The 21,384-nt window shown below is 71.6% G+C and carries 23 protein-coding genes; 13 read left to right on the forward strand and 10 right to left on the reverse strand.

The window, feature by feature from the left end; all coding sequences use genetic code 11:
• Window positions 1-15: 15 nt before the first annotated feature.
• Genes ACGF4C_RS07755 through ACGF4C_RS07775 form a run of 5 tightly spaced genes read left to right on the forward strand, consistent with a single transcriptional unit; the run spans window position 16 to window position 4,458 of the window.
• On the forward strand, window positions 16-801 hold the full coding sequence (locus ACGF4C_RS07755; RefSeq protein WP_393564151.1) for an enoyl-CoA hydratase family protein: 786 nt from the start codon (window positions 16-18) through the stop codon (window positions 799-801).
• Window positions 798-1,664: a CoA transferase subunit A gene (locus tag ACGF4C_RS07760; RefSeq protein ID WP_393564153.1), complete on the forward strand. Its 867-nt coding sequence runs from the start codon at window positions 798-800 to the stop codon at window positions 1,662-1,664. Before ACGF4C_RS07755 ends, ACGF4C_RS07760 begins: the two co-directional genes overlap by 4 nt.
• Window positions 1,661-2,431, forward strand: coding sequence for a CoA-transferase subunit beta (locus ACGF4C_RS07765; RefSeq protein WP_393564155.1), 771 nt, complete (start codon window positions 1,661-1,663; stop codon window positions 2,429-2,431). The genes ACGF4C_RS07760 and ACGF4C_RS07765 overlap by 4 nt, the downstream gene beginning before the upstream one ends.
• On the forward strand, window positions 2,428-3,492 hold the full coding sequence (locus ACGF4C_RS07770; RefSeq protein WP_393564156.1) for an NAD(P)H-dependent flavin oxidoreductase: 1,065 nt from the start codon (window positions 2,428-2,430) through the stop codon (window positions 3,490-3,492). Before ACGF4C_RS07765 ends, ACGF4C_RS07770 begins: the two co-directional genes overlap by 4 nt.
• A gap of 30 nt (window positions 3,493-3,522) precedes the next feature.
• Window positions 3,523-4,458: a tyrosine-protein phosphatase gene (locus ACGF4C_RS07775; protein ID WP_393564158.1), complete on the forward strand. Its 936-nt coding sequence runs from the start codon at window positions 3,523-3,525 to the stop codon at window positions 4,456-4,458.
• 15 nt (window positions 4,459-4,473) lie between these two features.
• Here ACGF4C_RS07775 and ACGF4C_RS07780 read toward each other — a convergent pair whose 3' ends face one another.
• The 4 genes from ACGF4C_RS07780 to ACGF4C_RS07795 are packed head-to-tail and all read right to left on the reverse strand — an operon-like array spanning window position 4,474 to window position 8,267.
• Window positions 4,474-5,631: an acetyl-CoA C-acetyltransferase gene (locus ACGF4C_RS07780; protein ID WP_393564160.1), complete on the reverse strand. Its 1,158-nt coding sequence runs from the start codon at window positions 5,629-5,631 to the stop codon at window positions 4,474-4,476.
• Window positions 5,632-5,670: 39 nt separating this feature from the next.
• On the reverse strand, window positions 5,671-6,258 hold the full coding sequence (locus ACGF4C_RS07785; protein ID WP_393564162.1) for a TetR/AcrR family transcriptional regulator: 588 nt from the start codon (window positions 6,256-6,258) through the stop codon (window positions 5,671-5,673).
• Window positions 6,259-6,309: 51 nt separating this feature from the next.
• On the reverse strand, window positions 6,310-7,095 hold the full coding sequence (locus ACGF4C_RS07790; RefSeq protein ID WP_393564164.1) for an SDR family oxidoreductase: 786 nt from the start codon (window positions 7,093-7,095) through the stop codon (window positions 6,310-6,312).
• Entirely contained in the window at window positions 7,092-8,267 is a 1,176-nt protein-coding gene (locus ACGF4C_RS07795) for an acyl-CoA dehydrogenase family protein (protein WP_393564166.1), read from the reverse strand. Before ACGF4C_RS07795 ends, ACGF4C_RS07790 begins: the two co-directional genes overlap by 4 nt.
• A 109-nt stretch (window positions 8,268-8,376) precedes the next feature.
• On the opposite strand from ACGF4C_RS07795, the gene ACGF4C_RS07800 reads away from it, so the two are divergent.
• From ACGF4C_RS07800 to ACGF4C_RS07815, 4 genes are all read left to right on the forward strand, one after another.
• A complete protein-coding gene (locus tag ACGF4C_RS07800) occupies window positions 8,377-9,267 on the forward strand; it encodes an enoyl-CoA hydratase (protein WP_393564167.1) in 891 nt (296 codons plus the stop codon).
• The gene (locus ACGF4C_RS07805; RefSeq protein ID WP_393564168.1) at window positions 9,267-10,445 is read left to right on the forward strand and encodes an acyl-CoA dehydrogenase family protein; all 1,179 of its coding nucleotides are present in this window, start codon (window positions 9,267-9,269) and stop codon (window positions 10,443-10,445) included. The genes ACGF4C_RS07800 and ACGF4C_RS07805 overlap by 1 nt, the downstream gene beginning before the upstream one ends.
• Complete coding sequence (locus ACGF4C_RS07810; RefSeq protein ID WP_393564511.1) at window positions 10,445-11,491, forward strand: acyl-CoA dehydrogenase family protein; 1,047 nt, start codon at window positions 10,445-10,447, stop codon at window positions 11,489-11,491. Before ACGF4C_RS07805 ends, ACGF4C_RS07810 begins: the two co-directional genes overlap by 1 nt.
• Window positions 11,492-11,572: 81 nt before the next feature.
• A complete protein-coding gene (locus ACGF4C_RS07815; RefSeq protein ID WP_393564170.1) occupies window positions 11,573-12,646 on the forward strand; it encodes an acyl-CoA dehydrogenase family protein in 1,074 nt (357 codons plus the stop codon).
• A gap of 38 nt (window positions 12,647-12,684) precedes the next feature.
• Here ACGF4C_RS07815 and ACGF4C_RS07820 read toward each other — a convergent pair whose 3' ends face one another.
• A complete protein-coding gene (locus ACGF4C_RS07820) occupies window positions 12,685-13,056 on the reverse strand; it encodes a helix-turn-helix transcriptional regulator (RefSeq protein ID WP_393564172.1) in 372 nt (123 codons plus the stop codon).
• Window positions 13,057-13,275: 219 nt separating this feature from the next.
• Between ACGF4C_RS07820 and ACGF4C_RS07825 the strand changes: the two genes are divergently transcribed.
• Window positions 13,276-13,614: an STAS domain-containing protein gene (locus ACGF4C_RS07825; RefSeq protein ID WP_393564173.1), complete on the forward strand. Its 339-nt coding sequence runs from the start codon at window positions 13,276-13,278 to the stop codon at window positions 13,612-13,614.
• 40 nt (window positions 13,615-13,654) lie between these two features.
• On the opposite strand, the gene ACGF4C_RS07830 is transcribed toward ACGF4C_RS07825, so the two are convergent.
• Window positions 13,655-14,494: a patatin-like phospholipase family protein gene (locus tag ACGF4C_RS07830; protein WP_393564174.1), complete on the reverse strand. Its 840-nt coding sequence runs from the start codon at window positions 14,492-14,494 to the stop codon at window positions 13,655-13,657.
• A gap of 106 nt (window positions 14,495-14,600) precedes the next feature.
• The gene (locus ACGF4C_RS07835; RefSeq protein ID WP_393564176.1) at window positions 14,601-15,644 is read right to left on the reverse strand and encodes a saccharopine dehydrogenase family protein; all 1,044 of its coding nucleotides are present in this window, start codon (window positions 15,642-15,644) and stop codon (window positions 14,601-14,603) included.
• Window positions 15,645-15,745: 101 nt separating this feature from the next.
• Here ACGF4C_RS07835 and ACGF4C_RS07840 point away from each other — a divergent pair, with 101 nt between their 5' ends.
• The gene (locus ACGF4C_RS07840) at window positions 15,746-16,750 is read left to right on the forward strand and encodes a helix-turn-helix domain-containing protein (RefSeq protein WP_393564177.1); all 1,005 of its coding nucleotides are present in this window, start codon (window positions 15,746-15,748) and stop codon (window positions 16,748-16,750) included.
• Between the two features lie 51 nt (window positions 16,751-16,801).
• Here ACGF4C_RS07840 and ACGF4C_RS07845 read toward each other — a convergent pair whose 3' ends face one another.
• Window positions 16,802-17,419: a TOPRIM nucleotidyl transferase/hydrolase domain-containing protein gene (locus ACGF4C_RS07845; protein ID WP_393564179.1), complete on the reverse strand. Its 618-nt coding sequence runs from the start codon at window positions 17,417-17,419 to the stop codon at window positions 16,802-16,804.
• Window positions 17,420-17,526: 107 nt separating this feature from the next.
• Between ACGF4C_RS07845 and ACGF4C_RS07850 the strand changes: the two genes are divergently transcribed.
• Window positions 17,527-18,021 carry a GNAT family N-acetyltransferase gene (locus tag ACGF4C_RS07850; RefSeq protein ID WP_393564181.1) on the forward strand — a complete coding sequence of 165 codons (495 nt, stop codon included), beginning with the start codon at window positions 17,527-17,529 and terminating at the stop codon, window positions 18,019-18,021.
• Between the two features lie 64 nt (window positions 18,022-18,085).
• Here ACGF4C_RS07850 and ACGF4C_RS07855 read toward each other — a convergent pair whose 3' ends face one another.
• The gene (locus ACGF4C_RS07855) at window positions 18,086-19,807 is read right to left on the reverse strand and encodes a multicopper oxidase family protein (RefSeq protein ID WP_393564183.1); all 1,722 of its coding nucleotides are present in this window, start codon (window positions 19,805-19,807) and stop codon (window positions 18,086-18,088) included.
• Entirely contained in the window at window positions 19,800-20,294 is a 495-nt protein-coding gene (locus ACGF4C_RS07860; protein WP_393564185.1) for a hypothetical protein, read from the reverse strand. The genes ACGF4C_RS07855 and ACGF4C_RS07860 overlap by 8 nt, the downstream gene beginning before the upstream one ends.
• 156 nt (window positions 20,295-20,450) lie before the next feature.
• Between ACGF4C_RS07860 and ACGF4C_RS07865 the strand changes: the two genes are divergently transcribed.
• Complete coding sequence (locus ACGF4C_RS07865; RefSeq protein WP_393564187.1) at window positions 20,451-21,347, forward strand: LysR family transcriptional regulator; 897 nt, start codon at window positions 20,451-20,453, stop codon at window positions 21,345-21,347.
• Window positions 21,348-21,384 lie beyond the last annotated feature (37 nt).

Genomic DNA, 21,384 nt, shown 5'->3' on the forward strand with positions numbered 1-21,384 from the left:
GTAGCTGATCTGCTCATGGGTGTCTCCACCTCCGCCCCGGAAGAGGGCGTCGCCGTCGTCACCGTGGACTTCCCCCCGGTCAACGCCCTTCCCGTGCAGGGCTGGTACGACCTCGCCGCCGCCGTACGCGCCGCCGGGACCGACCCGAAGGTGCGCTGCGTGGTGCTCACCGCCGCCGGCCGCGGCTTCAACGCCGGGGTCGACATCAAGGAAATGCAGCGCACGGACGGCCACCAGGCGCTGATCGGCGCCAACCGCGGCTGTTACGACGCGTTCGCCGCCGTCTACGACTGCGAGGTGCCGGTGGTCGCCGCCGTGCACGGCTTCTGCCTGGGTGGCGGGATCGGGCTGGTCGGCAACGCGGACGCGATCGTGGCCAGCGAGGACGCCACCTTCGGCCTGCCCGAGCTGGACCGGGGCGCGCTCGGCGCGGCCACCCACCTGGCCCGGTTGGTCCCCCAGCACCTGATGCGGGCGCTGTATTACACCTCCCGCACCGCCACCGCGCAGGAGCTCCACCGGCACGGCTCGGTATGGCGGGTGGTGCCCCGCGACCAGCTCCAGGACACGGCAATGGAGTTGGCCCGCGAGATCGCCACCAAGGACGGCTTTCTGATCCGCCTCGCCAAGGCCGCGATCAACGGGATCGACCCGGTGGACGTCCGCCGCAGCTACCGCTTCGAGCAGGGCTTCACCTTCGAGGCCAACCTCAGCGGCGTCGCCGACCGGATCCGCGGCACCTTCGGCACCGACGCCGGCACCAACACCGGCACCCCCACCGGAAAGGAGCGGCAGCCATGAGCAGGGACAAGACGATGACCGCCGAGGAGGTGGTCGGCCGGCTGGCGAGCGGCATGACCCTCGGCATCGGCGGCTGGGGCTCGCGCCGCAAGCCGATGGCCCTGGTCCGCGCGCTGCTGCGGTCCGACCTCACCGATCTGACCGTGGTGAGTTACGGCGGACCCGACGTCGGACTGCTCGCCGCCGCCGGCAAGATCCGCAAACTGGTCGCCGCCTTCGCCACCTTGGACTCGATCCCTCTGGAGCCCCACTTCGGGGCGGCCCGGCAGCGCGCCGCGTTCGAGATGGTGGAGCTGGACGAGGCCATGTTCATGTGGGGCCTGACCGCAGCCGCGCACCGGCTGCCGTTCATGCCGGTCCGCGCCGGTATCGCCTCGGACGTGCTGACCGTCAACCCGCAGCTGCGGACGGTCCGGTCCCCCTACGAGGACGGCGAGGAGCTCGTCGCCGTACCGGCCCTGCGACTGGACGCCGCGCTGGTGCACCTCAACCGGGCGGACGTGCACGGCAACGGCCAGTACCTGGGCCCGGACCCGTACTTCGACGATCTCTTCTGCCAGGCCGCCGACCAGGCGTACCTCTCCTGCGAGCAGATCGTGGCGACCGCGGATCTGCTCAAGGCACAGGGCCCGCAATCACTGCTGGTCAAGCGGGCGTTCGTGAACGGCGTGGTGGAGACCCCGAACGGCGCGCACTTCACCTCCTGCGCACCCGACCACGACCGCGACGAGACGTTCCAGCGCGCCTACGCCCAGGCCGCCCGCGACCCCGAGGCCTGGCGGGCCTTCACCGAGCGGTTCCTGTCGGGCGACGAGGCCGCGTACCAGGCCGCCGTCGCGGCGTTCCACGAGGAGGAAGCATGAGCGGCGGCACGACGACGGCGACCCGGGCCGAGTACTGCGTGGTGGCCTGCGCCGAGGCCTGGCGGGACGCGGGCGAGGTGCTGGCCAGTCCCATGGGCACGATCCCGATGATCGGTGCCCGGCTGGCGAAGCTCACCTTCTCCCCCGACCTGCTGCTGACGGACGGCGAAGCCTTGCTCATCGCCGATGTGCCGGCGGTCGGCGCCGGGGCCGAGGTGGTCGAGGGCTGGCTGCCGTACCGCCAGCACCTGGCACTGGTGGCCACCGGACGGCGTCATGTGATGATGGGCGCGAGCCAACTGGACCGGCACGGCAACCAGAACATCAGCTGCATCGGGGACTGGGCCAGGCCCGAGCGCCAACTGCTGGGGGTCCGCGGGGCGCCGGTCAACACGCTCAACAATCCGACCAGTTACTGGGTGCCGCGGCACTCCCCACGGGTCTTCGTCGAGCGGGTCGACATGGTGTCGGGCGTCGGCTACGACCGCGCCGCCGCGGCCGGCCCGTCCGCGAGCCGCTACCACCGCATCCCCGAGGTCATCAGCGACCTCGGCGTGTTCGACTTCGAGACCCCGGACCGCACGATGCGGCTGCGCTCGCTGCACCCGGGGGTCACGGTCGAGCAGGTCGGCGCGGCCACCGGTTTCGCGCTCACCGTCCCGGACGAGGTGCCGTACACCCGCGAGCCGACGGATGAGGAACTGCGGCTGATCCGCAGGGCGATCGACCCGAAGGGACTGCGCGAGCGCGAGGTGCCTTCCCCATGACGGACATCAGGATCGAGACGCCGCTGACCAAGCTCGTCGGGGTGCGGCACCCGATCGTGCAGACCGGCATGGGGTGGGTGGCCGGCCCCCGGCTCGTCTCGGCCACCGCCGACGCGGGCGCGCTGGGCATCCTCGCCTCCGCCACCATGACCACCGACCGGCTGCGTTCGGCCGTGCGCGAGGTCGCGTCCCGCACGGACGCGCCGTTCGGGGTCAATCTGCGCGCGGACGCGGGCGACGCCGCCGAACGCGTCCGCATCATCATCGACGAGGGCGTGCGGGTCGCCTCGTTCGCCCTGGCCCCCTCCCGGGAACTGATCGCCCGGCTCAAGGACGCCGGGGTGGTCGTCATCCCGTCGATCGGCGCCCGGCGGCACGCGGAGAAGGTCGCCGCGTGGGGCGCCGACGCGGTGGTGGTGCAGGGCGGCGAGGGCGGCGGCCACACCGGGAACGTGGCCACCACGGTCCTCCTCCCCCAGGTCGTCGATGCCGTGGACATCCCGGTGATCGCGGCCGGCGGCTTCCACGACGGCCGGGGCTTGGTGGCCGCGCTGGCCTACGGCGCCGCCGGGATCGCCATGGGCACCCGCTTCCTGCTCACCTCCGACAGCACCGTCCCGGACGCGGTCAAGGCCAGATACCTGGCCGCGACGGTCCAGGACATCACCGTCACCACCAAGGTCGACGGCCTGCCGCACCGGATGCTGCGCAGCGAGCTGGTCGACGCGCTGGAGCGCTCGGGGCGGGGGGCGGCGCTGCTGCGGGCGGTGCGGCACGCCGCCGCGTTCCGACGCGACTCCGGCATGAGCTGGGCACGGATGGTGCGTGACGGCCTGGCCATGAAGCACGGCAAGGACCTGACGTGGAGTCAGATGCTGCTGGCGGCCAACACCCCGATGCTGCTCAAGGCCTCGATGGTCGAAGGCCGCACCGATCTCGGCGTGATGGCCGCGGGCCAGGTAGCGGGGCTGATCGACGACCTGCCGACCTGCGCCGAGCTCATCCTCCGCGTCATGTCCGAGGCGCAGCACACCCTGCAAAACCTTCCCCTCACAAGCTGAATTCCCCCTCCACCACAGGGAGTTGATGTGATGCGCACTACCCCTGTACGGCTGGCCCCTCCGGTGGCGATCGCCGCCGTGGTCACCCTCGGCATCCTTCCGCCCTGCGCCGTCGCCGACACCCCGGCGCAGATTGCCGTCGTCGCCGCCCCGCAGCACGAGCAGGGCGCCGCCGCCGTCCACCGCATCGTGCTGCAGGGCGCGGTGAACGTCCGCGATCTCGGCGGCTACCGCACCGGCCTTGGGCGATACGTCCGCTACGGGCAGGTGTTCCGGGCCGACGGGCTCGGCAAGCTGACCGACGCCGACGTGGCGAAGCTGTCCGCGCTCCATCTGCGGACCGTGGTGGACTTCCGCGTTCCGCTGGAGGTCCGGCAGGACGGCGCGGACCGCCTGCCCGCCGGGTTGTCGGCCACCGCACGGCCCGCGGACGACCTCGGCCTGTACGAGAAGACGATGGCGGCCATCGCCACCAAGGACCCGGCCAAGCAGCAGGAGCTGCTCGGCGACGGCAAGGCGGCGGAGCTGATGCGGTCGATCTACCGCAACTTCGTCACCAACGAGAAGAACCGCGAGAGCTTCGCGCAGACCCTCCGCGACATCGCGGACCACGGGCGGTCCCCGCTCCTGTACCACTGCACCTCGGGCAAGGACCGCACCGGCTGGGTGAGTTATCTGCTGCTGCGCGCCATCGGTGTTCCGGACCGCACCGCGACCGGCGACTACCTGCTCTCCAACGAGCTGCGCGCCGAGGCGGACCGCGCGACCCGGGAGGCGCTGAAGAAGGCCGGCCTGATGGAGAACCCCGACCTTCTCATCCCGCTCCAGGTGGTCCGCGAGGACTACCTACGGGCGGCGCTCGACCAGGCCGAGAAGGACTACGGGGGCCTCGACGGCTATCTGCGCCAGGGCCTCGGCCTGGACACCGCGACCCTGGTCAGGCTCCACGTCCAGCTGGTGAGGTGAGGAATCCGACGGGGGTCAGAGCCGCTCGATGATCGTGACGTTGGCCTGGCCGCCGCCCTCGCACATCGTCTGCAGACCGAATCGGCCGCCCGTGCGCTCCAGTTCGTGCAGCAGGGTCGTCATCAGCTTGGTGCCGGTGGCGCCCAGCGGGTGGCCGAGGGCGATGGCACCGCCGTTGACGTTGACCTTCTCCGGGTCGGCGCCGGTCTCCTTCAGCCAGGCGAGGACGACCGGGGCGAAGGCCTCGTTGATCTCGACGAGGTCGATGTCGTCGAGGGTCATCCCGGCCTTCTTCAGCGCGTACGCGGTGGCGGGCAGGGGTGCGGACAGCATCCGGATCGGGTCCTCGCCGCGGACGGAGAGGTGGTGGATGCGGGCGCGCGGCGCCAGCCCGTGTTCCCGTACGGCGCGCTCGCTCGCGAGGAGCAGGGCGGAGGCGCCGTCGGAGACCTGGGAGGAGACGGCGGCGGTGAGCCGGCCGCCCTCGATCAGCGGCTGGAGGCCGGCCATCTTCTCCAGCGTGGTGTCGCGGCGCGGGCCCTCGTCGGTGGTCACCACGCCGTACGGGACGGTCTCGCGGTCGAAGCGGCCCTCATCGATGGCACGGACGGCCCGCTGGTGCGAGCGCAGGGCGAACTCCTCCATGGCCCGGCGGGAGATGTCCCATTTCTGCGCGATCAGCTCGGCGCCGTGGAACTGGTTGACGGGCTGGTCGCCGTACCGGGCCCGCCATCCCTCGGAGCCGGCGTACGGGCCCTGGGTGAGGCCCAGCGGCTCGGCGGCCTGGCGGCTGGCGAAGGCGATCGGCACCTGGGACATGTTCTGCACGCCGCCCGCGACGACCAGGTCCTGGGTGCCGGAGAGGACGCCCTGGGCGGCGAAGTGCAGGGCCTGCTGGGAGGAGCCGCACTGCCGGTCCACGGTCACGCCGGGGACCTCCTCCGGCAGCCCGGCGGCCAGCCAGCAGGTGCGGGCGATGTCGCCCGCCTGCGGGCCGACCGTGTCGAGGCAGCCGAAGACGACGTCCTCGACGGCCGCCGGGTCGGCTCCGGCCCGCTCCATCAGCGCCTTCAGGACGTGCGCGCCGAGGTCGGCCGGGTGCACGGCGGCCAGCCCGCCGTTCCGCTTGCCGACCGGGGTGCGGACCGCTTCGACGATGTATGCCTCGGCCATGGCCACTCCTCTTTCTTGTCTACGTTCTCGGGTCGTCCGTCATTCCCGGCCGGCGATGCCCTCCAGCACCGTGGACAGGTACTGGCGGGCGATCTCCTCCGGGCTGTGCTGTCCACCCGGCCGGTACCACGAGGCGGCGACCCAGACGGTGTCGCGCACGAAGCGGTAGGTGAGCCGGATGTCGAGGTCGGCGCGGAAGTCCTTGGCGGCCACTCCGCGCTCCAGCGTGCCCAGCCACGCCCTTTCGAACTTCTGCTGTGCGTCGGCGAGGTAGCCGAAGCGGGGGTGGGTGCGCAGGTGCTGGGACTCCTGCTGGTAGATGGCGACCGCGGCGCGGTGCCGGGCGATCTCCCGGAACGATGCGGTGACCAGGGCCTCGATGGTCTCCCTGGGGCCGAGTCCGGCGGCCAGTACGGCGTCGTAGCGGGCCCGGAGCTCGTCCAGGAAGGTGGCGAGGATCTCGTCGAGCATCGACTCCTTGGAGTCGAAGTGGTAGTAGAGGCTGCCCGCGAGCATGCCCGCCGCGTCCGCGATCTCGCGGACGGTGGTGGCGCGGTAGCCCTGCGCGGCGAACACCTCGGCGGCAGTGGCCAGGAGTTCCCCGCGCCGCTCGGGCGCCGGGCTCATCGCGGTCTTCCTCCTGCTCCTGCCTGCTCGCAGGGCCTGTCCACGGTCGCCTCACGGATGCTGGCTGCTGACCGACAGGACCTCCCCGGTGAGGTACGAGGAGTAGCCGCTGGCGAGGAAGACGATGACGTTGGCCACCTCCCAGGGCTCGGCGTAGCGGCCGAACGCCTCGCGGGCGGTGAGCTCCTCCAGCAGCTCGGGCGTGGTGACCTTCACCAGGTGGGGGTGCATGGCGAGGCTCGGCGAGACGGCGTTGACGCGCACTCCGTAGTCGGCGGCCTCCAGCGCGGCGCAGCGGGTGAGGGCCATGACGCCGGCCTTGGCGGCGGCGTAGTGCGACTGGCCCTGCTGGGCCCGCCAGCCGACGACGGAGGCGTTGTTGACGATGACCCCGCCGCTGCCCGCGGCCTTCATCCGGCGCAGCGCGGCGCGGGTGCAGCGGAAGGTGCCGTTCAGGGTGACGCCGAGGACCTTGTCCCACTGCGCGTCGGTCATGTCGACGAGGTCGGCGGTGCCGCCGAGCCCGGCGTTGTTGACGACGATGTCGAGCCGGCCGTGGCGCTCCTCGGCCAGCTCGAAGAGGGCCACGACCTGGGACTCCTCGGTGACGTCGCAGGGCAGGGCGGCGACGCGGTCGGCGCCGAATCCGGCGGCCAGCTCCGCCTCGGACTCCTTGAGGCGGCGGGCATGGGCGTCGGAGAGGACGACGCTCGCGCCCTCTTCGAGGAGACGCCGGGCGGTGGCGCCACCGATTCCGGCACCCGCGGCGGCGGTGACGACGGCCGTCCGGCCCGCGAGCAACTGGTGGCCGGGCACATACGGGGGCGGGGCACTCATGGGCGAACCTCCTTCGGCAGGCCGAGCACGCGCTCGGCGATGATGTTGCGCTGGATCTCGTTCGAGCCGGCGTAGATCGTGTCGGCGCGGGAGAAGAGGAACAGCCGCTGCCAGTCGTCGAGGTCGTACGGCGCTCCGGCGGCCGTCAGGCCGTCGGCGCCGCACACGTCCATGGCGAGTTCGCCCAGGTCGCGGTGCCAGGTGGCCCAGAAGATCTTGCCGATGGACGCCTCGGGGCCGGGGGCGCCGGCCGCGACGCCGTCGAGCATGCGCAGCGCGTTGCAGCGGATGATCTCCAGGCCGGTCCAGGCCCGGGCGATGCGGTCGCGGATCAGCGGGTCCCGGGCGGCGCCGTTGCGCTTCGCCAGCTCGATGAGGGATTCGAGTTCGCGGCGGAAGCCGACCTGCTGGCCGAGGGTGGAGACACCGCGTTCGAAGCCGAGGGTGGCCATGGCGACCTGCCAGCCCTCGCCCGGCGCTCCGACGATGTTCCCGGCGGCGGTGCGGGCGCCGTCGAAGAACACCTCGTTGAACTCGGAGGTGCCGGTGAGCTGGGTGACCGGCCGTATTTCCACGCCCGGCCGGTCGAGCGGGACCAGCAGGTAGGACAGGCCGTGGTGGCGGGTGGAGCCGGGTTCGGTGCGGGCGACGACGAAGCACCAGTCGGATTCATGGGCGAGTGAGGTCCAGACCTTCTGGCCGGTGACCACCCACTCGTCCGCTTCGTCGTCGAGCTCGGCCCGGGTGCGTACGTTCGCCAGGTCCGATCCGGCGTCCGGCTCGCTGTAGCCCTGGCACCACAGTTCGTCGACGGCGACGATCCGGGGGAGGAAACGCTCCCGCTGCTCGGGGGTGCCGAAGGCCATCAGGGTGGGGCCGAGGAGTTGTTCGCCGAGGTGGCCCACCCGGGCGGGGGCGTCGGCGAGGGCGTACTCCTCGTGGCAGGCCACCTGCTGTTCGAGGGTGGCGCCGCGGCCGCCGTACTCCTCCGGCCAGCCGACGCAGGTCCAGCCCGCGGCGGCCATGTGCCGTTCCCAGGCGAGGCGTTCGGCGAACGCCTCGTGTTCCCGGCCGGGGCCGCCGCGACCGCGCAGACCCGCGAATTCCCCGGTGAGATTGGCCCGCAACCAGGCACGGAAGCCGGTGCGGAACTCCTCGACGCTGCTGCTCATGGGCGGCTCCGGACGGCTCTCGTGGGCGGGCGTTCCGGCGGATCGACTTCTCGACGGCCGAGGGCCCGTACGTTAACCTACCAAACAATTGTTAGGGAAGGAGGGGCGGATGTCCGCTGCCCGCAACGCGCCCTCAGGGCCCGTCCGCTACGAACGCCAGGGGCCCGTCGCGCTGGTCACGATGGACCGGCCCGACTACCGCAACGCCCAGAACTCCGCGCTGACCTACGCCCTGGACCGGGCCTTCTACCGCGCGGCCGACGACGACGAGGTGAAGGTCGTGGTGCTCGCCGGGGCGGGCAAGCACTTCTCGGCCGGCCATGACATCGGCACCCCGGAGCGGGACGCCCATCTGCCGTTCGACCGCAAGGCCGGCCTCTGGTGGGACCACTCGGACAAGGAGGGCGCCGAGAGCCGCTACGCCCGCGAGTCCGAGGTCTATCTCGGCATGTGCCGCCGCTGGCGCGAACTGCCCAAACCGGTCATCGCCGCCGTCCAAGGGGCCTGTGTGGCGGGCGGGTTGATGCTCGCCTGGGTCTGCGACCTGATCGTCGCCACCGAGGACGCCTTCTTCGCGGACCCGGTGGTGCGGATGGGCATTCCGGGTGTGGAGTACTTCGCCCACCCGTGGGTGATGCCACCGCGGATCGCCAAGGAGTTCCTCTTCACCGGCGACCGGATGAGCGCCCGCCGGGCGTACGAGGTGGGCATGGTCAACCGGGTCGTCCCGCGTGAGCAACTCGATGCCACCGTAAGGGAGTTGGCGCTGCGCATCGCGGAGATGCCGCGACTGGGACTGGCACTGACCAAACGCGCGGTCAACCAGGCCGAGGATCTGCAGGGTCTGCACACCGGGCTGGACTCCGTCTTCGGACTGCACCACGTGGCGCACGCGCACAACGCCGAGGTCGCACGGGACTCGCTGGGCGGCATGGACATCCGCGCCATGCGGCAACATGCCGAGGGGCGCCCCTCCTCCCCCGGAAAGGCGTCCGGCTGATGGACCTGGACTTCACGGCGGCCGAGGACGCGTTCCGCGCCGAGGCCCGCGCCTGGCTCGCCGCCCACGTGCCGCCGGTGCCCCTGCCCTCCCTGGAGACCGCCGAGGGTTTCGCCGCACACCGGGAGTGGGAGCACACACTGTTCGCGGACCGCTGGTCGGTGGTCTCCTGGCCCGCGGAGTACGGCGGCCGGGGCGCCTCGATCCTGCAGTGGCTGGTCTTCGAGGAGGAGTACTACGCGGCCGGCGCGCCCGGCCGGGTCAGCCAGAACGGCATCAACCTCCTCGCCCCCACCCTCTTCGAGCACGGCACCCAGGAGCAGCGGGCCCGGATCCTGCCGCCCATGGCGAGCGGCGAGGTGATCTGGGCCCAGGCCTGGTCCGAGCCGGAGTCCGGCTCCGACCTCGCCTCGCTGCGTTCGACGGCCGTGCGGACCGACGGCGGCTGGCTGTTGAACGGCCAGAAGACCTGGTCCTCCCGGGCCGCCTTCGCCGACCGGGCCTTCGGTCTCTTCCGCAGCGACCAGGACGGCCTGGCGACGGGCAAGCCGCACCGGGGGCTGACGTATCTGATGTTCCCGCTGGACGCGGACGGCGTGACCGTACGCCCCATCGGCCGCCTCGACGGCAAGCCCGCCTTCGCCGAACTGTTCCTCTCGGATGTCTACGTGCCGGACGAGGACGTGATCGGCGAGCCGGGCCAGGGCTGGCGGGTCGCGATGAGCACGGCGGGCAGCGAGCGCGGGCTGACGCTGCGCAGCCCGGGCCGGTTCACGGCCGCCGCCGGGCGACTGACCGCGCTGTGGCGCGACCACGCCGACCCGGCGGACACCGCGATACGCGACCGGGTCGCCGACGCGGTGATCCGCGCCCGCGCGTACCAGCTCTTCGCCTACGCCAACGCATCAAAGATCGCGGCGGGAAGTGCCATCGGCGCCGAGTCGAGCCTCAACAAGGTCTTCTGGTCGGAGCTGGACATCGCCCTCCACGAGACCGCACTCGACCTGCTCGGCCCCTACGGCGAGCTGTCGGACGACGCCGAGGAGGCGCCCGCGCACGGCAGCTGGTCCGAGGGCTACACGTTCTCCCTCGCCGGGCCGATCTACGCCGGCACCAACGAGATCCAGCGCGACATCATCGCCGAGCGGCTGCTCGGTCTTCCGAAGGGACGCCGGTGATGCGGTTCCTCCTCGACGACGAGCAGCGCGACTTCGCCCGCTCGCTCGACGCCATGCTCACGGCCGCGGACACCCCGGCAGTCGTACGGGCCTGGGCCGCCGGGGACCCCGCGCCCGGCCGCGCCGTCTGGGCCCGGCTGGCCGAGGCCGGAGTGTTCGCCCTGGCCGTACCGGAACGGCACGACGGACTCGGCCCGCTGCCGACCGAACTCGCCGTGGCCTTCATGGAGTTGGGCCGCCATGCGGTGCCGGGTCCCGTGGTGGAGACGGTCGCCGCGGCGGCCCTGCTGGACCGGCTCGGCACACTCGGCGACGAGGCGACGGCCGCCACCTGGCTGCCGGGCATCGCCTCCGGCAAGACCACCGCCTCGCTGTGCCTGATCTCCGGGCCCGGCTCCGGACCTGGCCCTGGGTCCTCCTCCGGATCCGGATCCGGCGAGAGCCCGTACGCCCTGGACGCCGACTCCGCCGACACGGTCTTCGTCGTCGACGGCGACACCGTCCGCCTGACCGAGGCAGCCGGGCCGGTGCAGCCGTCCGCCGACCCCGCGCGCCGGCTGTCCCGGCCGCGCGGCGGCACCATACTGGCGCGCGGTCCACAGGTGTCCGCCGCGGCCGCGCACGCCGCGGAGGTCGCGACCCTCGCGACGGCGGCGCAGGCCCTCGGGCTGGGCCGCGCTCTGCTGGCCCGGACGGTGGCCTACGCCCGGCAGCGCACCCAGTTCGGAGTCCCGATCGGTTCGTTCCAGGCCGTGAAGCACCGTCTGGCCGACGCGCTGATCGCCCTGGAGTTCGCCGAGCCACTGGTGCACGCCGCGGCCCTGGCGCTGGCCGCGCACGCGGATTCGTCGGGCGGCGAGATCGCGGCCGCCAAGGTGTCCGCCTGCGAGGCCGCCTGTTCCGCCGCCCGCACCGCCCTCCATCTGCACGGCGCCCTCGGCTACACCGAGGAACTGGACCTCTCCCTCTGGATCCGCAAGGCCCGGGCACTGCGTGGCGCCTGGGGAACCCCGGCCGCCTGCCGCGCCCGCGTCCTCGCGCCCTGATTCCCTTTCTTCCCCTTCTTCCCCTGATCAAAGGCGCACCGGGTGACCGGGGCGGCGCGCCGAGCGGAAAGGAGCAGACGAATGAGGCTGACGGAGGAACAGGAAGAACTGCGGTCCGCCGTGCGTTCGCTGCTCACACGTCACGAGGGTCCGGCGGCCTGGCGGCCCCTGACCGAGCAGATCGGCGTCGCGGGACTCGCCGTCCCCGAGGAGTACGGTGGCGCGGGCTGCGGAGCCCGGGAGGTGCACGCCGTACTGGCGGAGTTGGGGCGAGCGCTGAGTCCCGTCCCCTACCTCGGCTCCGCGGTGCTCACGGTGCAGGCGCTGCTCGCCTCCGGTGACAAGGCGGCCTGCGCGCGGCTGCTACCGCGTCTCGCCGAGGGCCGCACGGTGGGGAGCCTGGCGTGGGCCGAGCAGGGTTCCTGGGACCCGGCCTCGATCCGCGCCGAGGCCGCCCCCGGGCCCGACGGGACCTGGCGGATCACCGGGGCCAAGGAGCACGTGCTGGACGGGGCCGAGGCCGATGTGCTGCTCGTGGCGGCCCGTACGGCCGCCGGGGTCTCGCTCTTCGAAGTAGCCGTGGACAGCACCGGACTCCGCCGCGACGCCGTGGTCACCATGGACCAAACCCGGGCCCAGGCATGCGTGCTGCTCGACGGGGCCGAGGGCCGGCTCATCGGCACGGACGGCGACGGCGACCGCATCCTGGCGCACGTCCTGAACCTGGCCTGCACGGCGCTCGCCGCCGAGCAGGTCGGCGCGGCCGAGCGAGCCCTGGAGCGCACGGTCGCCTACGCCAAGGAGCGCATCCAGTTCGGCCGGCCCATCGGCTCCTTCCAGGCGGTCAAGCACCGGCTGGCGGATGCGTACGTGCTCGTGGAGTCGGCGCGCTCGGCCGCCCTCGGTGCCGCCTTCGCGGCCGCCGAGGACGCACCGGAGCTGACCCGCTACGCGGCCGTCGCCAAAGCCGCCTGCTCCGAGGCCTTTTCGGCGGTGGCGGGCGAGATGGTCCAACTGCACGGCGGCATCGGCATCACCTGGGAGCACGACGCGCACCGCTTCCTCAAGCGCGCACACGGCGCGGCCCAGCTCTTCGGCCCTCCGGCCTGGCACCGCCACCGGCTGTCCGCCGACCTGGGGTTGACCGTGGCCTGACCCGAAACATCTCCTCCACCGCACGTGGGTGGTCGGCCCTACAGCTGGGCCCGCGGGGACGGCTGGGTCGACTCGGTCGGCTCGGTCGGCTCGGTCGGCTGACCGCCGCGGCGGGCTTCGTCCTGGACCAGGAGCGAGAGGAGGGAGGCGACGGTGAGGCCGGCTTCCGCCGGATGCCGCAGCACCTTCCCTGCCTCGATCCGGTAGGTGTTCGTACGTCCCTCGCGCTTGTGGGACAAGTAACCGTTTTGCTCAAGGTCAGCAATGATCCGTTGGACGGCGCGCTCGGTCAGCCGACAGTGCGCGGCGATGTCGCGGATGCGGGCGTTCGGGTCATCCGCGATGGCCGCCAGCACGCGCGCGTGGTTGGTGATGAACGTCCATCCGTTGTGAGGGTCAGGCACTCCCATGAGCCAATCTTAAGGCGCCCTTGGCCGACGCTGAATACATGACATATATTTCGTGTACCGCGTTGCGTGTGTTGATGTTCCGGCGCCGGCAGGTCTCCGAAGGAGGGCTACAAGGTGGATGCTCGGGAAGAGGCGGTTGCGACAGGTCGCGCCTGGAGGACGCAGCCATTCACGCAACCCCAGAAGTCAGTCGGCGAACCGGCGAGTTCGCCGTGTCTCGTGAGAATCTACAGCGATCCCCACACCGATGAGACCGTGGTGGCACTGCGCGGCGAGATCGACTACGGCTGCGAGGAGACCCTCAAAACCTCCCTCACCGGCGCATTGAGCTGCTCCGACCGCGGAATCACGATCGACCTCAGCAAGGTCTCCTTCTGGGCCTGCTCCAGCGTGAAGGTCCTCCTCGCCGTCCGTGAGCTGGCGCTGCAGCAGGGCAAGACCGTCTCCCTCCTGGCAACCAGCCCCATTGCGCACCGCGTCCTCGAACTGACCGACACCCTGCAGCTCTTCACCACCAGCACGGGTGCTGTCTCCCGCCTCCCACACCCGTCGGTGTAACCCATTGGCTCCCACGCTCTGACAGGGCGATCTGCTCCCGTCAGCCCCTCCCCCACTCGGATCGGAGCTGCCCACCGACGTCGTCCGCCTGGCGAAGGCCCGCCTGGTAAGCCGGTCCCCAGGCAGCCCGGTCATTCAGGTCCGGGCCGAAAGCACGCACGGAGGCCGGATCGGGTCCGATGGTCAGCACGCTTTCTGCCCCCACGAGCGCCAACTCCTGGTCGAGCGATGCGCGGGGATACAGGTGCGCCATCGGCTCCATCACGACCAGCGTGCGGGCTCCGACCGCGAGATCGGCGTTGGTGCCCGACCGCAGCGCACCGTCCATGTACCGCCGGCCGTTGATGGCAACCGGCGGCGCCGCACCGGGGAAAGCACTGCTCGCCGCCACGGCGTGCACCAATGGCACACCGCTGTCGCGGTCCCACACCACGGGCTCACCGGTGGTGGTGTCCACCGCGGTGATCAGCAGCCGACGGTCCGGCCACACCTGCGCACCGATCAGGGCACCCCGCCCCGCGATCAGCGCTTCCTCGGCCTCCTCGTCGGCGCTGTCGAGCGCGAGCCGGCCAACTCGGCGCCTGGCCTCGCCGGGCTCCAGGCCACGGTCACCGAGCACCGCGAACACCGCGCCCATCCGCTCAGGATCGACCTCGGGCCGACGACCGGCTGGACGAGCCGGAACGGTCGCGACCCGCCCGAGGTCCTGCCCCGTGGCGAGCAGCGCAGCGACGATCGCGCCGGCCGATGTGCCGACGAACAGGTCGGCCTGCCCCAGATCCACGCCATCGCGGTGCAACCCGCAGGCCAGCCCTGCCATCCAGGCCGTGCCCACGGGACCTCCGCTGCCCAGGACCAGTCCCCGGTCGAATGAGTGCATCGCCCTCTCCCCCTTGATAAAAATTCGTATCTGACCACGAAGTGTCGCAACTCCATGATCCCTGGGATGGATTGGGGGGGGCGAACACGCGTAAGGCGGCCGCCGGCTACTGCTCCGGGGGCGGGTCGAACTCGACCGTGAGGTGGGGTGCCAACGCGCGGAGGAAGTCAGCGGCGTCGAAGATCTCACCGGGTGCTGCGGCCCCGGTCGTTCTGACACGTCCGTCGAGGATACGGCGGACCGCTTCGACCACCAGGGGTGCGCTGACGGCGTAGATGTCCTGGCCGCGGGCGGTGGCGCGCCGTTCGGTAGCGCCGGCCCGGACGACCACCTCGACCAGGAAGGTCTGCTGGGAGCGCCCCCTGGCGTCGACGGGGGCGGGAGGTTCGGCATCCGGGGCCAAGACATCCGTGACCGCAGCGGCCGTCATGTATGTGTGGAGGTGCCGGACGGGGAGGTGGCGGGAGATGGTGATGCTGTCGGCCGTGGTGAACTCGGCGACCACGGTCTGCTTGCCCAGCGGAGGGGGAAAGACCCATTGGGTGGTCGGCGCCCGGTCGGTCCGCAATGCGAGGCGGCCGTCGGTGTGGACGAGGCGGCGGCCGTTGCGGCGCTGCCGGGAGACCTGGCTGGAGGCGCGGGTCCCGGCCGTGGGGTGCCAACTGCTCAGTGCGTAGGCCAGGGACACCTCGTCGGCCGAGGGCCGACCGCCCAGTGCGGCGGTGGTCAGCAGATCGCCGAGGGCACCGAAGAATGCCATCGCGGGGATGACGGGGAGGCCGGCGGCGCGCGCCGGCTCCGTGTAGTGCGCGAAGGTGTCGGCGACGGCCTCCACTTCGCCTGCGACGTCCGCGTACGGGATCCGGGCGGCCAGTGCCGCTTCGATGACGGGGGCGGCCGTGGTGGCGAAGGGGCCGGCGCAGTTGATCACGGCCGCCGTGCCGGCCAGCGCGCGGTCGAGGGAGCCGGGGTCTTCGACGGACGCCGGCCGCACGTCGAGGCCGGGGTGAGCCCGGGCGAGTGCGTGCAGTCGTTCGGCGTCGCGTCCGGTCAGGACGGGGCGCAAGCCGCGTTCGAAGAGCTCCGCCACCACGAAGCGTCCGGTGTGGCCATAGGCGCCGAAGACCGCCACCTGGGGATGGGATCGCATCTGTCCTCCTGCCGTCATCGAGTGATCTCTCGCGGACAGCGTGCCTGCGGCGGAGCGGGACGACGAGCGGCAGGAATGCCATGCCTCGTACAGTTCCGGACATGACTACCGTCGCCCCGGCCACCCACACGGTCGCACTCGCCGTCACGGAAGGGGTGCGCCACTTCGAACTCGCCGCGCCCTGCGAGGTGTTCGGCATCGACTGGTCCGAACTCGCCGACTCCTGGTACGAGTTGACGGTCTGCGGGCCGCCCGGCGCCCGGGTCGGTGGACACTTCCGGCTCGAACCCGACCAAGGACTGGACCGGCTGCCGGACGCCCGGACCGTGATCGTCCCCGCCTACGCGCACATCGACGAGGAACCGCCCGGCGAACTGCTCGACGCGGTCCGCGCGGCGCACCAGGCCGGTGCCCGGGTGGTCTCGCTGTGCACCGGGGCGTTCGTCCTGGCCGCCGCTGGCCTGCTGGACGGGCGGCGCGCCACCACACACTGGGCCCATGCCAAGGCCCTGGCCACCCGCTATCCCGCCGTGCACGTCGATCCGGACGTGCTCTACGTCGACGACGGCAATGTGCTCACCTCCGCGGGCAAGGCCGCCGCCATGGATCTGTGCCTGCATCTGGTCCGCCTCGACCACGGCTCCGCGATCGCCAACGCAGTGGCCCGCAACCTGGTCGTGCCACCCCACCGCCCCGGAGGCCAGGCACAGTTCGTCACCACACCCCTCCCCGACCCCCGCCCCCACCCGCTCGCCGCCCTGTTCCCCTGGGTCCTGGCCCGCCTCGACCAGCCGCTGACGGTCCAGGACCTTGCCCGTCAGGCGAACATGAGCCCACGCAACCTGGCCCGGCACTTCCACGCCGTCACCGGCACCACGCCACTACGGTGGTTGCACACCCAACGGATCCACCGCGCCCAAGAACTCCTGGAAAACTCCGACGACAGCATCGACGCCATCGCCACAGTCACCGGCATGGGCACCGCCACCTCGCTGCGCCGGCACTTCAACCGCACCCTCGGCGTACCTCCGGACACCTACCGACGCACCTTCCGCCAGCGCCATGACACGACACGACAGGCGGCGTCGCCCCGGCGGCTCCCGTGACGCCGGCGCTTCCACCGAGGCGCTGCCACCGAGCGCGGACCCGCCCGGCGGTCAGAGGCTGGCGAGCAGGTCGTCGAGTGGGGCGGGTACGCGGTCGGGGTCGAGGGCCTCGACGAGGACGCGGCCGTAGTGGATCTTGCGGCCCTTCTTCGTGCCGAGGAAGCGCCGCAACTGCTGCTGTGAGGTGCGGCCCTGCTGGGCGGGCTGACGCAGGAAGGTCTGCAGGGCACGCAGGTCGCCCTCCGCCCGGACGAGCTCCGCCACCCGGGTCACGCCCAGCGCGCGGATGAGCTCGTCCTCCAGGTCCGCCGCACAGACGAAGAACCCTTGCCGGGCTGCACCCGCCTGTCCCAAGGCGCGGTCGTAATAACGGCGTTCCGCCTCGTCGCACAGTCCCGTCAGGCGGAGGTCCAGGCCGGCGGGCCCGAGGAGGCGGGCGAAACGGCCGACGCTCATCGCACCGCCCATCGGCAGGACGCAGATTCCTTCGGCCGCCAGGTCCCGGCCGCGGCGCGCGGCCAGCGCGCTGACCGCTGCGGCGTCGCTCAGCCCTTCGAGCAGGACCACTGCCCGTACGGGCAGCCGCGCGGCCACCTCGCGCGCGGGGTCGCCGGGGCCACCGGCCGCCCACGCGGTGACCGCCTCCTGAAACGACCCCATATCAGCCATGGGACGAGTCTCCGTCCTTCCCGGCCGCCGCGGTAGGGAATTTCCGAGCCCGAAAGGGACCCGAAAGGGAGTTGCCGTCGACCGCATCCGGGCGGCAGTCTCCCTGCATGATCGAGTTGCAGGTGCTGACGGCGGACGACTGGACCGTGTGGCGGGAGTTGCGGATCGCCGCGCTCACGGACGCGCCTGATGCGTTCGGGTCCCGGCTCGCGGACTGGCAGGGCGAGGGTGACCGCGAGGAGCGGTGGCGTGGTCGCCTGAGCATCCCCGGTTCACGCCATTTCGCCGCGGTACTCGGGGGCAAACCGGCCGGGATGATCAGTGGTGTCCCGGGCCCGGACCGTGGTGTCGTCGAGCTGATCTCGATGTGGGTCAGCAAGGACGCGCGGGGGCAGGGCGTGGGAGACCATCTGCTCCGGGCGGTGGAACAGTGGGCCCAGCAGACGCGAGCCGAAGCCTTGCAGCTCGCGGTCAGGCCCGGCAACGAGAACGCCCTCGCGCTCTACCGGCGCAACGGATTTCACGACACCGGGCCGGTGGGTAAGGCGCTGCCGGACGGACGCAGGGAGCATGTCATGGTCAAAAGGCTCAGCCCACGGTGACGCGTCTCCCGGCAGCGGCTCGGGATCTGGCTCCGGTCGGGCACGAGCCACCGGACCATCGCCGTCAGACGACTTCGAGGTTCGCCATCATTCCCATGTCTTCGTGTTCGGCGTTGTGGCAGTGGAAGAGATAGCGGCCGCGGTAACCGTCGAAACGGGTGATGATCTCCGCCGATTCACCCGGCCGCAGGGAGATGGTGTCCTTCAGGCCCGCATCGTGGGGCAGCGGTCGTCGACCGCTTCGTGAGAGCACCCGGAAGCCGACCAGATGCAGATGGACGGGGTGGTGGACATCGGCGACCAGTCGCCACACCTCGACATCGCCGAAGCGGACGGTGACATCGGAGCGGGCGGGGTCGAACGGCAGCCCGCCGATCAGCCAGCCGTGATCGCCGTGCATGCGCCCGGCGCGGAAGGAGAACTCGCGCACCCTGGCGGCGTCCGAGCGGCGCCAGCTCGGCAGATCGTTGGAGAGGGTGCGGGGGACGCGGCTGTCGTCGGTGGCTTTGCGTGCGATGCGGAAGGCCAGCACGTCGCGGGTACGCCCGGAGCCCAGCCGGTTGACGATCCGGACGCGGCTGCCGACCGGGACACCGGAGAAGTCGATGATGACGTCGTAGCGTTCGGCCGGCGCGATCGGCAGGAGTCGGTGGGTGACCGGCGCGGCGAGGAGCCCTTGGTCGGCGCCTATCTGGACGAGATCGAGCCGGCGTCCGTCGTCGCCGACCGCTTCGAGTTCGTAGTGCCGGGCGTTGGAGGCATTCAGGATGCGCAGCCGGTATCGGGCCGCGTCGACCTCGTGCACGGGCCACGGAGCACCATTGACCAGGATCACGTCACCGAGGACGCCGGCGAGATAGGGCTCGCGCACTCCCGGTTGTTCCCGCAGGGTCGGGTCGAGGGCGGGATAGGCGAGGCTGCCGTCGGCGGCGAACGCGCGGTCCGCGATCATCAGCGGCAGTTCGCGCCGGCCCGCAGGCAGCCCGAGTGAGTCCTCGGCCTCGTCGCGCACGACCTGCAGCCCGGCCAGCCCCCGCCAGATCGCGGGCGCGGTGAAGTCCATGCGGTGGTCGTGGTACCAGAGCAGTGCCGGCCGCTGGTCGAGCGGGAACGTGTAGTCGCGGGTCAGTCGGGTCAGCACCGCCCGCGGATCGTGCATGCCGTGCCCCGCGACGTTTCCCATGCCGTGGCCCATGTTGCGCCCCATGCCATGGCTCATGTCGCGTTCCATGCCGTGGTCAGTGTGTGGGGCATCGGCGGTGTGTGTGCCGTGGGCAGGGTGCATGCCGTGGGTGTGGTCCGGCCAACCCGCAGGCAGTACGAGGTCGGTCGGGTACCCGTCCGAAGCGGCCGGGGTCCTTCCGCCGTGCAGGTGCACGACGGTCGGCACGGGCAGGTCGTTGCGGTGCGTCACGGTGATCGGCCGACCGCGGCGCGACTCGATCGTCGGCCCGGGGAAGGTCCCGCCGTACGTCCACAGCGGCGTCCTGAGGCCGGGCAGGATCTCCAGGGTCGCTTCGCGCTGGGTGATGTCGTACCGGTCGACCCCGCCCGAGGTGCTGACCGGCGCCAGCACGGAGGGAATCGGCAACGGCACCCGGAACGCGGGCGGCAGCGGTACGGCGCTGCGCAGTTCGGCACCGGTGACCGACGGGCGGCGGGACAGCGCGGCCGACGCCGACAGCCCGGTGGCCGCCATCAGCCCCAAGGCCCCACCGATTCCCAGCACTTGGCGCCGTGCCAGGCCGTGGGCCGGCCCGGAGCGGTCCGCATCGTGCTCACTCATTGCCGGCCTCCTGCTTCTTCTGCCCCTGCACGGTCTGCCGTTCGCCAGGGGGTTGCGATCGCCGGCTCATGGGCCGACGCCAGACATCGATGAACTGCACGACGAGCGCGACGATGGTCATCACCCCCAGCGGCAGGTGCAGCCACAGCGCGCCGGCCATCCCGGCGAAGTACTGCACCGTCTCGGCCGCCACCACGGCCGACGTGGCCAGAAACGGCCGGCTGTGGCGCAGCCGCACCCAGACCATGAGCGCCACGATCACCTGCAGGTATCCGAGCGAGGTGACGGTGTTGGCGCCGGCCGCATGCCAGCGCAAGGCGTCGTAGTCGCCGCTCAGATAGACCCCGGCGAACACCGGTTGACCGACGATCGCCGCCACGTGCGCGCTGACGACGGCCCGCAGGGCCCACCCGCTGGGTGTCGTCCGCCGCGTGGTGTCCGACCGGGCCGGCACGGCCGGGCGGAACCTGTCGGTTGCGGTGGCCATGAGGCGTCTCCTCCCTCGCTTCCCATTCCCCATCGCCCACGACGTTATGATCAACGAGTAATGACGTCCAAGACCAATATCGCTATGGCGTTATGACCCTGACGGTATGGCGCCGTGGCAAGCGCGGGCAGGGACGCAAAGGAAGGAGCAAAGGGCGTGGATCTCAACTCGCTCAGGCAGTTCGTGGTGGTGGCACGACGGGAACACCTCAGCCGCGCAGCCGACGAACTCCACGTCGCCCAGCCGTCACTCAGCCGCACCATCGCCCGGTTGGAGAGCGAACTGGGCACCCCCCTGTTCGACCGGGCCGGCCGGCTCCGGCTCAACGACGCCGGGAAGCTCTTCCGCGCCCACGTCGAACGCGCCCTCGGTGAGCTCGACGCGGGACGACGGGCCGTCGCCGAGGCCACCGGCGACGGCTTCGGCACCGTGCGGCTGGCGTCGGAAACCTTGCTCACCCTCACCGGGCCGCTCGCCGCGTACAAACGAGCCCATCCCTCCGTCGAGGTCGAGCTTCACCAGCTGCCCGCCGAGGACATGGCCCGCCGCCTGCGGGCCCAGGACATCGACCTCTGCGTCGCGTCCCAACCGATCGCGGTCGACGGCCTGGAAACGGTGCAACTGCACACCGAGGCGGTGTGGGTGGCCACGCCACTCGACCACCCGCTTGCGGGCCGCCCCTCCGTCACCGTCGACGAACTCGCCGGCCAGCCCTTCGTCGCCACCCGCAAAGGACACTGGCAGCGCCGCCTGCTCGACCGCCTCTTCGCCGGCCGGGGGCTCACGCCGAAAATCGTCTGCGAAGGCGATGAGGCCGGCGCGCTGGCAGACCTGATCAGCGCAGGACTCGGGATCGGCCTCGTCCCCGCCCTCGCCCAGCACACCGCCACGAGTGCCCCCGTCGCCTGGATCGCCGTCGACAGCCCCGACTGCCGTCGCACGCTCACCCTTCTCCGGTGCACCGACAGCCATCTCTCCAGAGCCGCTCGCCTGATGCGCGACACGATCACGAACTGGGACTGGACCAGCGGTCAAGCAAGGGGAAACCGATGACGGACCAAGTGCCTGGCCCTGATCGCCACGTGCACCA

This window comes from Streptomyces sp. NPDC048197, assembly GCF_043202395.1.
GTDB classification, from domain to species: Bacteria; Actinomycetota; Actinomycetes; order Streptomycetales; family Streptomycetaceae; genus Streptomyces; species Streptomyces siderophoricus.